13 protein-coding genes are annotated in these 15,634 nt (G+C 65.7%); 10 read left to right on the forward strand and 3 right to left on the reverse strand.

What is annotated here, in order from left to right; translation table 11 throughout:
• Nucleotides 1-19 precede the first annotated feature (19 nt).
• From mltG to Q0Q48_RS06775, 6 genes are all read left to right on the forward strand, one after another.
• Nucleotides 20-1,063, forward strand: a complete 1,044-nt coding sequence (gene mltG, locus Q0Q48_RS06750; RefSeq protein WP_295135859.1) for an endolytic transglycosylase MltG — start codon at nucleotides 20-22, stop codon at nucleotides 1,061-1,063.
• Between the two features lie 3 nt (nucleotides 1,064-1,066).
• A complete protein-coding gene (locus Q0Q48_RS06755; protein WP_295135862.1) occupies nucleotides 1,067-1,780 on the forward strand; it encodes a molecular chaperone DnaJ in 714 nt (237 codons plus the stop codon).
• A 116-nt stretch (nucleotides 1,781-1,896) separates the two neighbouring features.
• Entirely contained in the window at nucleotides 1,897-2,772 is an 876-nt protein-coding gene (gene galU / locus Q0Q48_RS06760) for a UTP--glucose-1-phosphate uridylyltransferase GalU (RefSeq protein ID WP_295135865.1), read from the forward strand.
• A 4-nt stretch (nucleotides 2,773-2,776) separates the two neighbouring features.
• Nucleotides 2,777-4,093, forward strand: a complete 1,317-nt coding sequence (locus tag Q0Q48_RS06765) for a UDP-glucose/GDP-mannose dehydrogenase family protein (RefSeq protein WP_295135868.1) — start codon at nucleotides 2,777-2,779, stop codon at nucleotides 4,091-4,093.
• Nucleotides 4,094-4,128: 35 nt separating this feature from the next.
• On the forward strand, nucleotides 4,129-5,532 hold the full coding sequence (gene pgmG, locus Q0Q48_RS06770; RefSeq protein WP_295135869.1) for a phosphoglucomutase/phosphomannomutase PgmG: 1,404 nt from the start codon (nucleotides 4,129-4,131) through the stop codon (nucleotides 5,530-5,532).
• On the forward strand, nucleotides 5,532-5,966 hold the full coding sequence (locus tag Q0Q48_RS06775) for a gamma-glutamylcyclotransferase family protein (protein ID WP_295135872.1): 435 nt from the start codon (nucleotides 5,532-5,534) through the stop codon (nucleotides 5,964-5,966). The genes pgmG and Q0Q48_RS06775 overlap by 1 nt, the downstream gene beginning before the upstream one ends.
• Here the strand turns inward: Q0Q48_RS06775 and Q0Q48_RS06780 are convergent.
• The gene (locus tag Q0Q48_RS06780; RefSeq protein WP_295135875.1) at nucleotides 5,935-7,191 is read right to left on the reverse strand and encodes a D-alanyl-D-alanine carboxypeptidase family protein; all 1,257 of its coding nucleotides are present in this window, start codon (nucleotides 7,189-7,191) and stop codon (nucleotides 5,935-5,937) included. The genes Q0Q48_RS06775 and Q0Q48_RS06780 overlap by 32 nt on opposite strands.
• Before the next feature lie 348 nt (nucleotides 7,192-7,539).
• Here Q0Q48_RS06780 and Q0Q48_RS06785 point away from each other — a divergent pair, with 348 nt between their 5' ends.
• From Q0Q48_RS06785 to Q0Q48_RS06800, 4 genes are read left to right on the forward strand one after another with little or no spacing between them, the layout of a single operon-like run.
• Nucleotides 7,540-8,259: a hypothetical protein gene (locus Q0Q48_RS06785; RefSeq protein WP_295135877.1), complete on the forward strand. Its 720-nt coding sequence runs from the start codon at nucleotides 7,540-7,542 to the stop codon at nucleotides 8,257-8,259.
• A gap of 51 nt (nucleotides 8,260-8,310) precedes the next feature.
• Nucleotides 8,311-8,730, forward strand: a complete 420-nt coding sequence (gene clpS / locus Q0Q48_RS06790; RefSeq protein ID WP_295135879.1) for an ATP-dependent Clp protease adapter ClpS — start codon at nucleotides 8,311-8,313, stop codon at nucleotides 8,728-8,730.
• 43 nt (nucleotides 8,731-8,773) lie between these two features.
• The gene (gene clpA, locus Q0Q48_RS06795) at nucleotides 8,774-11,101 is read left to right on the forward strand and encodes an ATP-dependent Clp protease ATP-binding subunit ClpA (RefSeq protein WP_295135881.1); all 2,328 of its coding nucleotides are present in this window, start codon (nucleotides 8,774-8,776) and stop codon (nucleotides 11,099-11,101) included.
• Complete coding sequence (locus tag Q0Q48_RS06800) at nucleotides 11,101-11,274, forward strand: hypothetical protein (RefSeq protein WP_295135883.1); 174 nt, start codon at nucleotides 11,101-11,103, stop codon at nucleotides 11,272-11,274. Before clpA ends, Q0Q48_RS06800 begins: the two co-directional genes overlap by 1 nt.
• Nucleotides 11,275-11,278: 4 nt before the next feature.
• On the opposite strand, the gene Q0Q48_RS06805 is transcribed toward Q0Q48_RS06800, so the two are convergent.
• A complete protein-coding gene (locus Q0Q48_RS06805; RefSeq protein ID WP_295135885.1) occupies nucleotides 11,279-12,457 on the reverse strand; it encodes a GNAT family N-acetyltransferase in 1,179 nt (392 codons plus the stop codon).
• 54 nt (nucleotides 12,458-12,511) lie between these two features.
• A complete protein-coding gene (locus Q0Q48_RS06810) occupies nucleotides 12,512-15,625 on the reverse strand; it encodes an efflux RND transporter permease subunit (RefSeq protein WP_295135887.1) in 3,114 nt (1,037 codons plus the stop codon).
• Nucleotides 15,626-15,634 lie beyond the last annotated feature (9 nt).

The following is a 15,634-nucleotide window of genomic DNA, read 5'->3' on the forward strand; positions in this document are numbered from 1 at the left end:
CATCCTGAGGAGCTGAGTCATGCTCAGCTACTTCCGCTGGGTTCTCTTCTTCATCGCCCTGTTCGCCACCTTGATGGGCGGCTCGATCTATGTCGGGCACGCCATCCTTACGGCGGAGGGGCCGCTCGAGAAGACGAAGAATATCGTGATTCCGCGCGGCGCAGGACCGACCACGATGTCCAAGCTGCTGCAGGAGGAGGGCGTCATCGCCCATCCACGCCTGTTCCGCGTGGCACTGATGATCGATCCCTCGCCCAAGCCGATCAAGGCAGGCGAGTACGAGGTGCCGGCCCATACCTCGATGCAGGCGCTCGTCGAACTGCTGCAGTCGGGCAAGGTCGTGCAGCGCCGTCTCACCATCCCCGAAGGCATGACCACGCCCGAGGTGCTGGAACTGGTCCGGAAGACGGAGGCATTGACCGGCGAGATCACGCTCGACGTGAAGGAGGGGGACCTCCTGCCCGAGACCTACTTCTATTCGCGCGACGACACCCGCGACGGGCTGCTGCTGCGCATGAAGGAGGCGATGGAGAAGACGCTGGACGAGGCGTGGCGCAAGCGCGCCGCCGGCCTGCCGCTCGCCAACAAGCGCGAGGCATTGATCCTGGCGTCGATGATCGAGAAGGAAACGGCAGTGCCGGCCGAGCGTACGAAGGTGGCCGCGGTGTTCATCAACCGCCTGCGGCGCCGCATGAAGCTCGAGAGCGACCCCACCACCATCTACGGTCTGACCGAAGGCAAGGTGCCTTTCGGCCGTGACCTGACGCGGGCCGACCTGCAGTCGAACACGCCGTTCAACACCTATGTGATCGCGGCCCTGCCGCGTGGGCCGATCTGCAATCCCGGCCGCGCATCGATCGTGGCGGCGACCAATCCGGCACGCGATCGCTCCCTCTACTTCGTGGCGGACGGACAGGGCGGGCACGTCTTCGCCACCACGCTCCTCGAACACAATCGCAACGTCGAGCGGTGGCGCCAGATCCAGCGCGATCGCGCGGAATCCCAATCCCAGACGCAGCCGCAAGCGCCGGCGCCGCAGGCGCCGGCCACCACCCGGCAATAGACCGTGCCAGCGGCGGTCCTGCTGGCGCTTCTGGTTCTGGCGGCGATCGCCCTCGTGATCGCCTGGTTTCTGCGGGCCAATCCTTCTTCGATGGCCCGCGCGCTGCGGGTCATCATGGTGATCCTGGGTGGCATCGGTGTGGGCGCGATGCTGATTTTTGGCCTGCGCTTCCTGCCCGGTCTTCTGCCGGAGTTGATGGGACTGGCGGGCGTGGTCATCACCGCGCTGATCGCACGGGCCGTCAGGAACCGCCCATCCGGTGGTTTCAGTTCGCCGGGAACCGGGCAGCGCACCGAGGTCAACACGGCATTCCTGAAAGCCTGGATTGATCACGCGAGCGGTGATGTCGGCGGCACGGTGCTGGCGGGCCAATTCGCGGGCCGGCCCTTCGACCTGCTGACCGACGCCGAGCTGCTCGAGCTGCGGGCGGAATGCGCAGCGGATGGCGATTCTCTTCGGGTCCTCGAAGCCTATCTCGACCGCCGCCTGGGCGCGGACTGGCGCAACACGCAGCACACGCAGCCGCCCCGCGGCCCACGCACAGACATGACACGGGAGGAGGCGTTGGCGGTGCTGGGACTGGCCGAGGGCGCCAGCGTCGATGACATCAGGGCGGCGCATCGGCGACTGATCCAGCGCATGCATCCCGATGTCGGTGGAACGGCCGACCTCGCCGCGCGCATCAACCGCGCCAAGGACGTGCTGCTGGGTGGTTGACCTTGCCAGGGAGAGCGCTGGCATGGCATCAAACGCGCATGTGGGCCCTCATGCCACGATCCTGTCAAATCATTGATTTTAATATTCAATCCCGCCGTTGAATGAGGTCGACAAGCATGGCGCAGCGTGTCCGTAAAGCCGTCCTGCCGGTTGCCGGTCTTGGCACCAGATTCCTTCCTGCAACCAAGGCCATGCCCAAGGAGATGCTGACCGTCGTCGACCGCCCTCTGATCCAGTATGCGGTCGAAGAGTCCCTTGCCGCCGGCATCGAGGAGTTCGTCTTCGTGTCGGGGCGCAACAAGGGTGCGCTCGAGGATCACTTCGATCACGCCTACGAACTCGAGGCGACGCTCGAGCAGCGCAAGAAGGCGGCGGAGCTGAAGCAGACGCAAGCCGCCACCATCAAGCCGGGCAATGCCATCTTCACGCGGCAGCAGAAGCCGCTGGGCCTCGGCCATGCCGTATGGTGCGCCCGACACTGGATCGGGAACGAGCCGTTCGCCGTCCTGCTGCCGGACGAGTTGACGCTCGATACGCCGAGCTGCATCGGCCAGCTCGTGCAGGCGCACGAAAAGACCGGCGGCAGCGTGGTCGCCGTGATGGAAGTGCCGCGCGAACAGACGAAGAGCTACGGTATCGCGGCAATCAGGAACGAGAATGGCAACCTGTCGGAGATCACCGGCATGGTGGAGAAGCCCAAGCCCGAGGAAGCGCCGTCCAATCTTGCGCTGATCGGCCGGTATGTTCTGCTGCCTGAAGTCTTCGACCATCTGGACCGGCACGAAACCGGCGCCGGCGATGAAATCCAGCTCACCGACGCCATGGCGAAGATGATCGGCCAAAGCCCGTTCCATGCACTGCGCTATGCCGGCCAGCGCTACGATTGCGGCAGTCGCCTCGGCTTCCTGGAAGCGAATGTCGCCGTGGCCCTGCATCGTGCCGATACCAGCGCGGACACGCGGGCTCTCCTGGCTCGCATGCTGAAGGGCTGAGCACATGCGTATAGCGATGATCGGGTCTGGCTACGTCGGTCTGGTGTCGGGGGCGTGCTTTGCTCACTTCGGGCACGATGTTTTCTGCGTGGACAAGGATGCGGGGAAGATCGATCGGCTGCTGAAGGGGGTGATGCCGATCTACGAGCCCGGGCTGGACAAGCTGGTGGCGGACAATGTGGAGGCGGGCCGTCTGCGGTTCGGGACGGACCTTGCGGCGGCGGTGGGCGATGCGGACGCGGTGTTCATCGCGGTGGGGACGCCGACGCGTCGGGGCGACGGTCATGCGGACCTGACGTATGTCTACGCGGCGGCGGCGGAGATCGCGCGCTCGATCCGGGGCTACACGGTGGTGGTGACGAAGTCGACGGTGCCGGTGGGGACGGGTCGTGAGGTTGCGCGGATCATCCGCGAGGCGCATCCGGCCGGGGAGTTCGACGTGGCGTCGAACCCTGAGTTCCTGCGCGAGGGGGCGGCGATCGAGGACTTCATGAAGCCGGATCGCGTGGTGATCGGGGTTGAGAGCGAGCGGGCGCAGGAGGTGATGTCGGGGATCTACCGTCCGCTGAACCTGATCCAGACGCCGATGGTGTTCACGAACATCGAGACGGCGGAGGTAACGAAGTACGCGGGCAACGCGTTCCTGGCGACGAAGATCACGTTCATCAACGAGATCGCGGACCTGTGCGAGCGGGTGGGGGCGGACGTGCACGACGTGGCGCGGGGGATCGGGCTGGACGGGCGGATCGGGCGGAAGTTCCTGCATCCGGGTCCGGGGTTCGGGGGCTCGTGCTTCCCGAAGGACACGCTGGCGCTGGCCTACACGGCGCGCGAGGCGAATGCGCCGCAGACGATCGTGGAGCAGGTGATCGAGGTGAACAACAGCCGCAAGAAGAAGATGGCGCAGAAGGTCATCGATTTCTGCGGCGGTTCGGTGTCTGGGCAGACGATCGGTGTGCTGGGGCTGACGTTCAAGGCGAACACGGACGACATGCGGGATGCGCCGTCGCTGGACATCGTGCCGGCGCTGCAGGCGGCGGGGGCGCGGATCGTGGCGTTTGATCCCGAGGGGATGGAGGAGGCGGGGCGTCTGATGAAGGACGTGAGCTTCGCCCGGACGGCCTACGAGGCGGCGACGGGGGCGGACGTGCTGGTGGTGATCACCGAATGGCATGAGTTCCGCGGCCTCGACCCGCGGCGGCTGAAGGAGGCGATGCGCCAGCCGCGGATCGTCGACCTGCGCAACATCTTCGATCCCGACGAAATGCGGTCCCTCGGCTTCGCCTACGAGAGCATCGGCCGGCCCGGCCCGCGTTCCTGAGTCTTTTCCAACGATCCTCTTCCGGAGTTCATGGCATGAGCCAGACGGCGCACAAGTTCGATCCGAGCATCCTGCGTGAGTACGACATCCGCGGCATCGTGGGCGGGACCGTCCATGCCGCGGATGCGCGGGCCATCGGTCGAACCTTGGGCACGCTCGTGCGGCGCAAGGGCGGCAAGCGGGTGGTGTTGGGCTACGATGGCCGGCTGAGTTCTCCCGAACTCGCGGCCGCCTGCATCGAAGGACTGACCGCGGCCGGGATCGACGTGGTCGACATCGGCCTCGCGGCGACGCCGATGCTCTACTTCGCAGTCTATCACCTCGAAGCCGACGGCGGCATCCAGATCACCGGATCGCACAATCCGCCGGACTACAACGGCTTCAAGATGATGATGGGCAAGAAGTCGTTCTTCGGCGCCGACATCCAGACGCTGGGTGAGATGTCCGGCAGGGGAGACTGGGAATCGGGGCAGGGCAAGGTCGAGAAGCGGCCGATCCTCGCCGACTATGCCGTTCGCCTGCTGCGGGACGTGAAGCCGGGCAAGAAGCTCAAGGTCGCCTGGGATACCGGCAACGGCGCCGTCGGCGTCTCGATCCATGCGGTCGTCGACAAGCTCGAAGGCGAGCATTTCGTGCTCAACGAGAAGGTCGACGGCACCTTCCCGGCACACCATCCCGACCCGACAGTGCCGAAGAACCTCGAGCAGCTGATCGCGGAGGTGAAGAAGCGGGGCTGCGACCTCGGCATCGCCTTCGACGGCGACGGTGACCGGATCGGCGCGGTCGACGGCAAGGGCCGTATCCTGTGGGGCGACCAGCTCCTGGTCCTGTGGGCGCGCGACGTGCTGAAGAACAAGCCCGGTGCGACCATCATCGCCGATGTGAAGGCGAGCCAGGTCCTGTTCGACGAGATCGCCAAGGCCGGCGGCCAGCCGATGATGTTCAAGACCGGCCATTCGCTGATCAAGAGCAAGATGGCCGAGGTCGGTGCGCCGCTTGCGGGCGAGATGAGCGGGCATGTGTTCTTCGCCGACACCTTCTATGGCTTCGACGACGCGCTGTATTGCGCCCTGCGCCTGCTCAACATCGTGGCGAATGCCAAGGAGAGCCTGGCGGACATGCGCGACGGGCTGCCCCAGCCCGTGAACACGCCCGAGCTGCGCTTCGACTGCCCGGACGACCAGAAGTTCGGTGTCGTCGAGAAGGTCAAGGCGAAGCTGCAGAAGGACGGCGCGAAGTTCTCCGACATCGACGGCGTGCGCGTCAGCACCAAGGACGGCTGGTGGCTCCTGCGCGCGTCGAACACCCAGCCGGTGCTGGTGGCGCGCTGCGAGGCGACCGACGATGCGGGACTGGGACGCCTGATGACGGACCTGAAGGCCGCCCTGGCGGCATGCGGCGTGGAGCTTCCGGACGACGCCTCGTCCGGCCATCACTGATGCGCTTCTTCTTCTACGGCACGTTGCTCGATCGTGACGTGACCGCACTGGTACTGGGGCGGCGGCTGCCACCCCAGGCCTATACGGAAGCAAGCCTGCAGGGTCATGCGCGGCGGCGGGTGCAGGGCGCGACCTATCCCATCGTCATCGCCGATCCGTGCGGCGAAGTGCCGGGCGCGATCGTCGGCGGTCTCAGCGCGCGCGACGTTGCGCACCTCGCTGCCTATGAAGGACCGGGCTACCAGGTCGCTCCGCTCAGGGTCAGGGTGCAGGGCAGGACGACCGTGGTATCGGTTTTCGAACCCATCCAGTCACGACTAAAGCCCAGCCGAGAATTGTGGGATCTGACGGTCTGGCAGCGTCGTCACAAACGATCGTTCGTGGACCGTCTGAGGAGAGCCCTCAGCGTGCACCCGGCGTATTCCACGCCGTGACCTGCAGCGCCGAGCAATAGACTTTCCGCTTTTCGAGGCGCTTGCAGCCCTCGACGGCCTGCTCCTGCGACAGGTTGATCAAACGTGCGCGATGAAAGACGCGATTGGCCATCTGCACCTCGTCGACGATCGCCGAGGCCGAGCGCGCATTTGGCAGCGCCGCGGTCGCGCGCTCAAGGGCTGCCTGGGCGGCCTGCGGTTCGCTGAACGACCCGACCTGTATCACCCAGCTTCCGAGAGCGGGCGTGTCCGTCGCGACGGGAGGCGGGGCAGGAGGGACGGCTGCGAAGGCGGCCGGCGCCGCCGGCGTTGCCGGGGCGGGCGGAACGAAGCCTGCATACTTGGGGCTGACCTGCTTCGAGGGCGCGGCCGGCGGTCGATAGGCCTCGGCGAAGCTGGCGCCGGGATCGAACTGGGCCGCCGTGTAGCGCGCCGACGGGGGCTTGCGCACCGACGTCCAGGGCGAGAGCTGCATGGCCGCGGCCAGCGTGAAGCCGCGATCCATCAGGGCCGCCATCGTGCGGTCGCGCTGGGCGGCGCTCGTGCCCCCCATGACGACGCCGATCAGGCGGCGGTTGTCGCGCACCGCCGACATCACGAGATTGAAGCCCGAGGCATTCGTGTAGCCGGTCTTCAGACCGTCGGCGCCGTCGTAGCTGCCGAGCATGCGATTGTGGTTCTCGAGGGTGCGGCCGCGGTACGAGTAGCTTTGTACCGAGAAGATCGCATAGTAGTGCGGATAGTCGCGCAGCAACGCGTTGGCGAGCTTCGCCAGGTCTCGCGCCGTGGTGACCTGCTCGCTGTTGGGCAGGCCCGACGCATTCCGGAATACCGTCGAACTCATGCCGAGCTGACGCGCCTTCTGGGTCATCAGGCGGGCAAACGCCTCCTCGCTGCCGGCGAGGCCTTCGGCCAGGAGGACAGCAGCGTCGTTGGCCGAACGCGTGACCAGAGCCATCGTCGCGTCACGCACGTTCACGGTGCCGCCCGGGGTCATGCCCATCTTGGTCGGCGGGGCATTCAGCGCATTGACCGAAACGGGAAGGCCGTCGCCAAGAGACAGGCGGCCCGAATCCAGGGCCGAGAAGGTGAGGTAGATCGTCATCAGCTTGGTGAGCGAGGCCGGATGACGAAGTTCGTCGGCGCGATCGGAAGCCAGCTCGCGGCCGCTGGTGGCATCGACGATCAGATAGGATTCCTTCGCGGAGACGGCCGGATTGGCCACCCACGAGGAGGAGGTATTGCGCGAGGAGGCCTTGGCGCGAGCCTTTGCGGGCGGGGCGGCGCGCTTGACCGACTTCGCTTGGGTCTGCGCGTCAACGGGCGATGGCGCGAGCGAGGCACCTAGAAAAAGAATGCTGACGGCGACCCAAGAAAAGCCGACCGCAATTCGCCTGAGGGGAAAAATCATTGCGAATACGCCACACGCGAAATCTGATTCTTGTGATCGCCCAATAGGTTATGAGCAATTGCTGGAACTTTACTAAAGTTTGTAGGGCTATGCAACTTTGGACATGCCGCTCTGCTGCCGTAGTTGGTTCGGATTATGCAGGCGTTTCGCTTTGGAGGCGTGATGAAGGCTTTTTTGGCGGCGTTGGCTGCCCTGACCGCCCTGACAGCGGCGCCGGCGATGGCGCAGCGGCCCGATCGCAACGTCGAACTGCCGGTCGTGCGCAGTTTTCACTGGTTCGACTTCGTTGCGGCCAACGACATCCGCGACGCCTGCGCGCCGGGCGGCCGCAACCGGCTCAGGCTCGTCTACAACGCCCTCTGGGAGGAGCAGGTCCGTGTCTACGAGATCTTCCTGCAGCCCGACGGCACGGCCGGCATGAACATCGGCGTTCTGGTGGGGCAAGGTTATGCGACGACCGGCATCACCAATATGCTCATCTCCAACCCGAAGGATATTTTTGCCCCTTGGAGCATGAAGGGCGGCCAGCGCATTCTGACCGTGGACGAAACCCGGGAACTGCTCGGATCGATGGAGGAGAGCCGCGCCTTCGGTCCGCCGCGGGACGGAATGCGACTGCCCGACAACGACTTCTGGTGGACCGTCGCCTCCTGCCGCAATGGCGTCTGGGGCTTCCAAGCCTATCACTATCCGACCGACGGCTTCGCGAACGTGAAATTCTCGGCCAGACTGTTCTCGTGGGACAAGGTGCCGATACCGGTCAATCCGCCCCGCAAGCTGGAGCCCGCGGAGCTGCGGCGTGACTGGAACGCTCCGGTTGACCGCGCCCGTGCCGACCGCTGGATGCTGGTCGTCGGAAAGGATGGTCTCCGGCCGAGGTAGCGGAACCCGTAACGCTACCTATATAATTCATGGGTTGCTTGATTTTGGAGCGTGACGACGGCGATGTATTTTCTGCGCAGTGCAGGCGAATGGCGGCTCGGCGGCGGGGCGGGCGAGCCTCCCCAACAGCCACCCCAGCAGCCGCCGCGTCGTGATGACGGCGAAGGCGGAGACGATGGCCGCACGGGCGCACTGACGCTTACGCGCACGCGCACCAAGAAGCCATCGATGTACAAGGTGCTGATGCTGAACGACGACTACACGCCGATGGAGTTCGTGGTCGATGTTCTGCAGAACATCTTCCAGAAAAATCGCGAAGAGGCGACCGAGGTCATGCTCCACGTCCATCAGAAGGGCGTGGGAGTCTGCGGTGTCTATACCTACGAGATCGCCGAGACGAAGGTGACGCAGACGGTGGATTACGCCCGCAAGAACCAGCACCCTCTCCAGTGCACGTTGGAGAAAGAGTAACGACGACCGAGAGTAGTTCGTTTTTTCCTGTCGAGGTGTTTCGATGTCCATGCTGTCCAAGAACCTCGAGAAGTCCCTGCATCGCGCCTTCGGACTAGCCGGCGAGCGCCGACACGAATATGCGACGCTGGAACACCTGCTGCTGGCGATGACGGAGGACGAGGATGCGGTTCCCGTCCTCAAGGCATGCGGCGTCGATATCGACCGGCTGCGCCACGATCTCGAGACCTTCGTCGACAATCGCCTCAAGGGCATCATCACGCAAAATCCGAGCGAGCCGCTGCCGACAGCAGGCTTCCAGCGGGTGGTTCAGCGCGCTGCGGTGCACGTGCAGTCGTCGGGTCGCAACGAGGTGACCGGCGCCAACGTGCTGGTGGCGCTCTTCTCCGAGCGCGACAGCCACGCCGTCTCTTTCCTCGAGAACCAGGGCATGACGCGCCTCGACGCCGTCGACTACATCAGTCACGGCAAGGCGAAGGTGCCGGGCCGCTCCCGCACGCGCCGCGTCACCGGCTCCGAGGAGGAGGCGGGCGCCGGCGGCGAGGGCTCGGCCAAGCAGGGCAACGAGGCGCTGGCCGCCTACTGCGTCGATCTCAACCAGAAGGCCCGCGAAGGCCGCGTCGACCCGCTGATCGGCCGCGACCATGAGGTCGAGCGCACGATCCAGGTTCTGTGCCGCCGTACCAAGAACAACCCGCTCTATGTCGGCGAGCCCGGCGTGGGCAAGACGGCGATCGCCGAGGGCCTGGCGCGCAAGATCGTCGACGGCGAGGTGCCGGAGGTCCTCAAGGAATCGGTCATCTATTCGCTCGACATGGGCGCCCTGCTGGCCGGCACGCGCTATCGCGGCGACTTCGAGGAGCGGCTGAAGGCCGTCCTGACCGAACTCAAGAAGAAGCCGAACTCCGTTCTCTTCATCGACGAGATCCACACGATCATCGGCGCCGGCGCGACCTCGGGCGGCTCGATGGACGCATCGAACCTGCTGAAGCCGTCGCTGCAGTCGGGCGACCTGCGTTGCATTGGCTCGACGACCTACAAGGAGTACCGGAACTACTTCGAGAAGGATCGCGCACTGGTTCGCCGGTTCCAGAAGATAGACGTGCCGGAGCCCACGATCGGCGACGCCGTCGAGATCATGAAGGGGCTGAAGCCGGTCTACGAGAAGCATCATCATGTGAGCTTCACCGACGACGCCATCAAGGCGGCGGTCGAACTGTCGGCGCGCTACATCCATGATCGCAAGCTGCCGGACAAGGCGATCGACGTGATCGACGAGGTCGGCGCGGCCCAGATGCTGCGGGCGCCCGACCAGCGCAAGACCACGATCGACGTGGCCGACATCGAGGACATCGTGGCGAAGATCGCGCGCATCCCGCCGAAGTCGGTCTCCAAGGACGACACCGAGCTGCTGCGCACCATCGACCGCGACCTCAAGACCGTCGTGTTCGGGCAGGATCACGCAATCGACCAGCTCGCCGCATCGATCAAGCTTGCCCGCGCAGGCTTGCGTTCGCCGGAGAAGCCGATCGGCAGCTACCTGCTGGCCGGTCCCACCGGCGTCGGCAAGACCGAGGTGACGCGCCAGCTCGCGCGCCTGCTCGGCCTCGAGGTCATCCGCTTCGACATGTCGGAGTACATGGAGCGCCACAGCGTCTCGCGGCTGATCGGCGCCCCGCCAGGCTATGTCGGCTTCGACCAGGGCGGCCTGCTCACCGACAAGGTGAACCAGCATCCGCATTGTGTCGTGCTGTTCGACGAGATCGAGAAGGCGCATCCGGACGTGTTCAACGTCCTGTTGCAGGTGATGGATTACGGCAAGCTCACCGACCACAACGGTCGGACGGTGGATTTCCGCAACGTCATCCTGTGCATGACGACGAATGCCGGCGCCGCCGACATCGCCAAGCCCGCGCTGGGCTTTGGTCGCGAGCAGCGGCACGATGAGGACAACGAGGCGATCAACCGCATGTTCGCCCCCGAGTTCCGCAACCGCCTCGACGCCATCATCAAGTTCGCCAACCTCGGCCCGGAGTCGATGGGCAAGGTCGTCGACAAGTTCGTGGCGGAGCTCGAGGTCCAACTCGCCGACCGCAAGGTCTTCATCGAGCTGACCGACGGTGCGCGCCGCTGGCTGGCGGAAAAGGGCTACGACAAGCTGTTCGGCGCCCGGCCGCTGGCTCGCGTGATCCAGGAATACGTGAAGAAGCCGCTGGCCGAGGAGGTGCTGTTCGGCAAGCTTTCCGACGGCGGCACGGTGCGCGTCGACGTCGACGCGCCGGGCGAAGCCGGCAAGCTCGTCTTCACCTTCCTGCCGCCTGAGCGCGGCGCGCTGCCGCCGGCCAACCAGGAACCGGTGCTCGCCAGCTAGTGAGCGCCTTCAAGCCACTCTGGATCGCCTTCCGCGCCGCGGTGCTTGCCACCGCGGTGTTCTGGGTGGTCCTGTTCATCATCGACAAGACCGGATGGCAGGCGCCGCTCGGGATGACCGAGCAGCTCGTCTTCTTCGTGGTCTTCTTCTTCGGGGTGCTGATGGCCAAGTAGGCCGTCAGCCCTCGTTTTCCTTCCTGAACGGCGAGTACTGCATCAACCCTTCGATCTCCTGCTGCACCGCGGGGCGCTCGCGCTTGAGATAGTCGTCGACGGCGCGCCGGAAGTTCGGGTCGGAGATCCAGTGGGCGGAGTAGGTCGGTACCGGAAGGTAGCCGCGCTGGATCTTGTGGTCGCCCTGCGCGCCGGCCTCCACTCGGGCCAGCCCGTGGGCGATCGCGTAGTCGATGGCCTGGTAGTAGCAGGCCTCGAAATGCAGGAAGGCGTGGCTTTCGAGGCAACCCCAGTAGCGACCGTAGAGCGTGTCGTCGCCCTTGAGGTTGAGCGCGCCGCCGACCGGACGGCCGTCGGCCTCGGCCATCACCAGCACGACCTTGTCGGCCATGGTCGTGCCCAGGATGTCGAAGAAGGAACGCGTCAGATAGGGCGTCCCCCACTTGCGACCGCCAGTGTCCATGTAGAAGGCGAAGAACGCGTCCCAATGCTCGGGCCGGATGTCGTCACCGCTCAGCGCCTGGATGGCAATCCCCTCGCGCCGCACGGCCTCACGCTCCTTGCGGACCGCCTTGCGCTTGCGCGAGGAAAGCGCCGCCAGGAAATCGTCGAAGGTCCGGTAACCGTCATTGCTCCAGTGGTACTGCTGCCCCAGCCGTAGCAGCCAGCCGCGTTCGCCGAACCGCTTCCACTCTTCTTCGGTGCAGAAGGTGGCGTGGACGGAGCTGATGTTGTTGTCGTCGGCGATCTTGGCCAGCATGTCGATCAGGGCATCGCGGACCGCGTCGGCCAGCGGGCCGGGACGGGCGAAGAGCCGCGGGCCGGGTACCGGCGTGAAGGGCACGGCGACCTGGAGCTTGGGATAGTAGCGGCCGCCGGCGCGCTCCAGGGCCTGCGCCCAGCCATGGTCGAACACATACTCGCCCTGCGAATGGCTCTTCATGTAGAGCGGCGCGGCACCCTGGAGCACGCCATCGTCGGACTCCGCCAGCAGGTATTGCGGCTGCCAGCCGGTGCGCCGTCCGACCGACTTCGAGTCTTCCAGCGCCTTCAGGAAGCCGTAGCTGAGAAACGGGTTGCCCGCCGAGCCCGGCGCGAGCGCGCAGGCATCCCATTGGGCGCCGTCGACCGCGGCGAGCGAGTCGACGATGCGCAGACCGATTGTCGGGGCATCATCCGGCATGCCTCCAGCATAGCGTGAATCGTGCCAGCACGATGGCCAATCGGTGCCGCCGTTTCACTCGGCAGGCTTGTGCCCGCGGGCCACCTCGTCGGCGGAGCGGCTGAAACGGCGGGTTGTCCACAGGCTGACCCGGTCGATGTAGACCAGCACTACGGGCACCACGACCAGGGTGAGCAGCGTCGAGCTGATCAGGCCACCGATCACGGCATGGGCCATCGGCGCGCGTTGGGTGGCGCCTTCGCCGAGGCCCAGCGCCAGCGGCAGCATGCCGAACACCATGGCGAGCGTGGTCATCAGGATGGGGCGCAGCCGGATCGACCCGGCTTCGAGCAGGGCGTCGTGGACCGGCGTGCCGCGCTCCCGGGCCTGGTTGAAGAAGTCGACCAGCAGGATGGCGTTCTTGGTGACGAGGCCCATCAGCATGATGAAACCGATGGCCGAGAAGATGTTGAGCGTCGTGCCGGCGACCAGAAGGCCGAGGAACACGCCGATCAGCGACATCGGCAGCGACATCATGATGGCGACCGGCTGCAGGAAGCTCCCGAACTGAGACGCCAGGATCAGGTAGATCAGGATGACCGCCATCAGAAGGGCCTGGCCGGCGTAGGCGGCGCTTTCCGCCATGTCCTTGGTCGAACCGCCGAACACGAAGCGGTAGCCGGGGGGCAGCTTGATCTCGGTGAGGACCTGCTGCAGGTCGCTCGACACCTCGCCGGCCGAGCGGCCGTGGACGTTCGCCGTGATCTGGACCTCGCGATTGAGGTCGCGGCGGTTGATCTGCGAGGCGCCGACATCGGTCACGACGTCGGCGATCTGCGCGATATGGACCATGCGCGGCAGGCCATTGGGCTCGGTGCCGGCGGTGAACCAGACGCGATGCAGGTCGGCGATGCCGGTGCGGTCGTCGGTCGGCAGGCGGACCATGACCATGTAGTTCTCGCCATCGGGCGCCCGCCACAGGCTGGTCTCGTCGCCCGCGAAGAGGGGGCGCAGCGACTGGGCGACCGCGGCGGTCCCGAGGCCGAGGTCGGACGCCGCGTCGCGGCGCAGGCGGACCGACAGGATCGGCTTGGCGGCCTTGAGGTTGCGGTCGAGGTCGACCAGTCCCCGGATACCGGCGGCCCGCTTCATCACGTCCTGCGAGATCGTATCGAGCACGTTGGTGTCGGGCCCCTGCAGTGATAGCTGGAGCTGCTTCTGAACGCCGCCGCCCGGCCCGCCGGGGATGTTGATCGAGACCAGGATGCCCGGGATGCTGGCCAGCCGCTCGCGGATCGGCTGGGCGAGTTGCTCGGGCGAGCGCTTGCGATCCTTCAGCGGCTTCAGCTTGAGATAGAGGCTCGCCTGGTTCTTGCCGTTGGCGTAGCCGGTGTTGACCGTGCCGTAGGTGTAGTCGATCTCGGGAAACTCGCGCAGGGCGGCGTCGACCTGCCGCAGCTTCGCCTCGGTGTATTCCAGCGAGGAACCGACCGGCGTCTCGATGCTGACGACCTGTTCGCCGAGGTCGGCCTGCGGCACGAACTCGAAGCCGATGTACTTCGGCAAGGCGAAGCTGCCGACGAAGGACGCCAGCGCGATCAGCAAGGTGGTCTTGGGCCAGCGCAGCGCCCAGCCCAGCACGACGCGATAGACGCCATTGGCCTTTTCCTGGGTGCCGTTGACGATCCGCGCGAAGCGGCCGTTGCCGTGGGCCTGCGGGTCGTACCAGACCGACGACAGCATCGGATCGAGGGTGAAGGATACGAACAGGGAGATCAGCACGGCGGCCGAGACCATGACGCCGAACTGGAAGAAGAAGCGGCCGATGATGCCACCCATGAAGGCGACGGGCAGGAACACCGCCACGATGCAGAAGGTGGTGGCGAGCACGGCCAGGCCGATCTCGTTGGTGCCGTCGATGGCGGCCTGGCGGTGCGACTTGCCGAAGCCGATATGGCGCATGATGTTCTCGCGCACCACGATCGCATCGTCGATCAGGATGCCGATGGCCAGGCTCAGCGCCATGAGGGTCAGCACGTTCAGGGTGAAGCCGAAGGCCGCCATCACCATGAAGGCGCCGAACACCGAGATCGGCAGCGCGAGGCCGGTGATGACGGTGCTGCGCCAGGAATGCAGGAACAGGAAGACGATGGCGATCGTGAGAATGCCGCCCTCGACCATGGTCTGCTGGACGTTGTCGACCGAGTTCTGGATTCCGCGCGAGCTGTCGCGGACGATCTCGAGCTTCACGTCAGCGGGCAGGGAGGACTGCAGTTCGGCGACCGCGCGCCGCACGCCGCGGGCGACCTCGATCGTGTTCGAGCCCTGTGTCTTCACCACATCGATGGCGAGCGCCCGCTCGCCGTTCAGCGTGGCGACGTTTTCCAGCTCCTGCTGGCCGTCGACCACATTGGCGACCTGGCGGAGATAGACGGGGGCCTGGCCGCGCCGGGCCACGATCAGGTCGGCGAAGTCGCCCGGCTCGCCGACGCGTCCGGTGACCTCGATCACGCGGTCGTCGTTGCCGCGCTGGACGTTGCCGGCGGGAAAGTTCTGATTCTCGTCCTTGATCGCCCGCATGATGTCGTTCACGCCGACGCGCAGCGCGTGCATGCGGCCGGGATCGAGATCGATGTTGATCTGCCGCTTCAACCCGCCGGCGATGGTGGCGCGACCGACGTCGCGGACCGTCTGCAGGCGCTTGATGATGATCTGGTCGGCCAGGGTCGTGAGGTCGCGCACCGAGCGGACGTCGGAGCGCACCGCGATCGACACGATAGGCTGGTCGTCGGGATTGAACCGCTGGATCAACGGTTCCTTGATTTCGGGCCGGAAGGACGCCCGGACCATCTGGACCTTCTCGCGCACGTCCTGCATGGCGACGGCAGAGGGGACCGACAGTTCGAACTCGGCGATGACGATCGACTTGCCCTCGAGCGAGCGCGAGGTGAGCGTCTTGAGGCCGGCGATGGCGTTGACCGACTCCTCGATCTTGCGGCTGATCTCGCTCTCGACCGTCTCCGGCGAGGCGCCAGGATAGTCGGTGGTGACCACGACGATGGGAAAGTCGACGTTGGGAAACTGGTCGATACCGAGCTGGCGGTAGGAGAACAGTCCCATCACCAGCAACGCCACCATCATCATGGTGGCGAAGACCGGATTGTCGACCGCGATCTGGGTGAGCTTCACGGCCGGTCT

This window comes from uncultured Reyranella sp. (genome assembly GCF_945957355.1).
Taxonomy (GTDB): Bacteria; Pseudomonadota; Alphaproteobacteria; order Reyranellales; family Reyranellaceae; genus Reyranella.

What these genes read in the sequence shown, in the direction of transcription:
- Q0Q48_RS06775 (WP_295135872.1), top strand. Translation starts at nt 5,532, where the DNA reads ATGCGCTTCTTCTTCTACGGCACGTTGCTCGATCGTGACGTGACCGCA.
- mltG (WP_295135859.1), top strand. Translation starts at nt 20, where the DNA reads ATGCTCAGCTACTTCCGCTGGGTTCTCTTCTTCATCGCCCTGTTCGCC.
- Q0Q48_RS06785 (WP_295135877.1), top strand. Translation starts at nt 7,540, where the DNA reads ATGAAGGCTTTTTTGGCGGCGTTGGCTGCCCTGACCGCCCTGACAGCG.
- pgmG (WP_295135869.1), top strand. Translation starts at nt 4,129, where the DNA reads ATGAGCCAGACGGCGCACAAGTTCGATCCGAGCATCCTGCGTGAGTAC.
- galU (WP_295135865.1), top strand. Translation starts at nt 1,897, where the DNA reads ATGGCGCAGCGTGTCCGTAAAGCCGTCCTGCCGGTTGCCGGTCTTGGC.
- Q0Q48_RS06805 (WP_295135885.1), bottom strand. Translation starts at nt 12,457, where the DNA reads ATGCCGGATGATGCCCCGACAATCGGTCTGCGCATCGTCGACTCGCTC.
- clpA (WP_295135881.1), top strand. Translation starts at nt 8,774, where the DNA reads ATGTCCATGCTGTCCAAGAACCTCGAGAAGTCCCTGCATCGCGCCTTC.
- Q0Q48_RS06765 (WP_295135868.1), top strand. Translation starts at nt 2,777, where the DNA reads ATGCGTATAGCGATGATCGGGTCTGGCTACGTCGGTCTGGTGTCGGGG.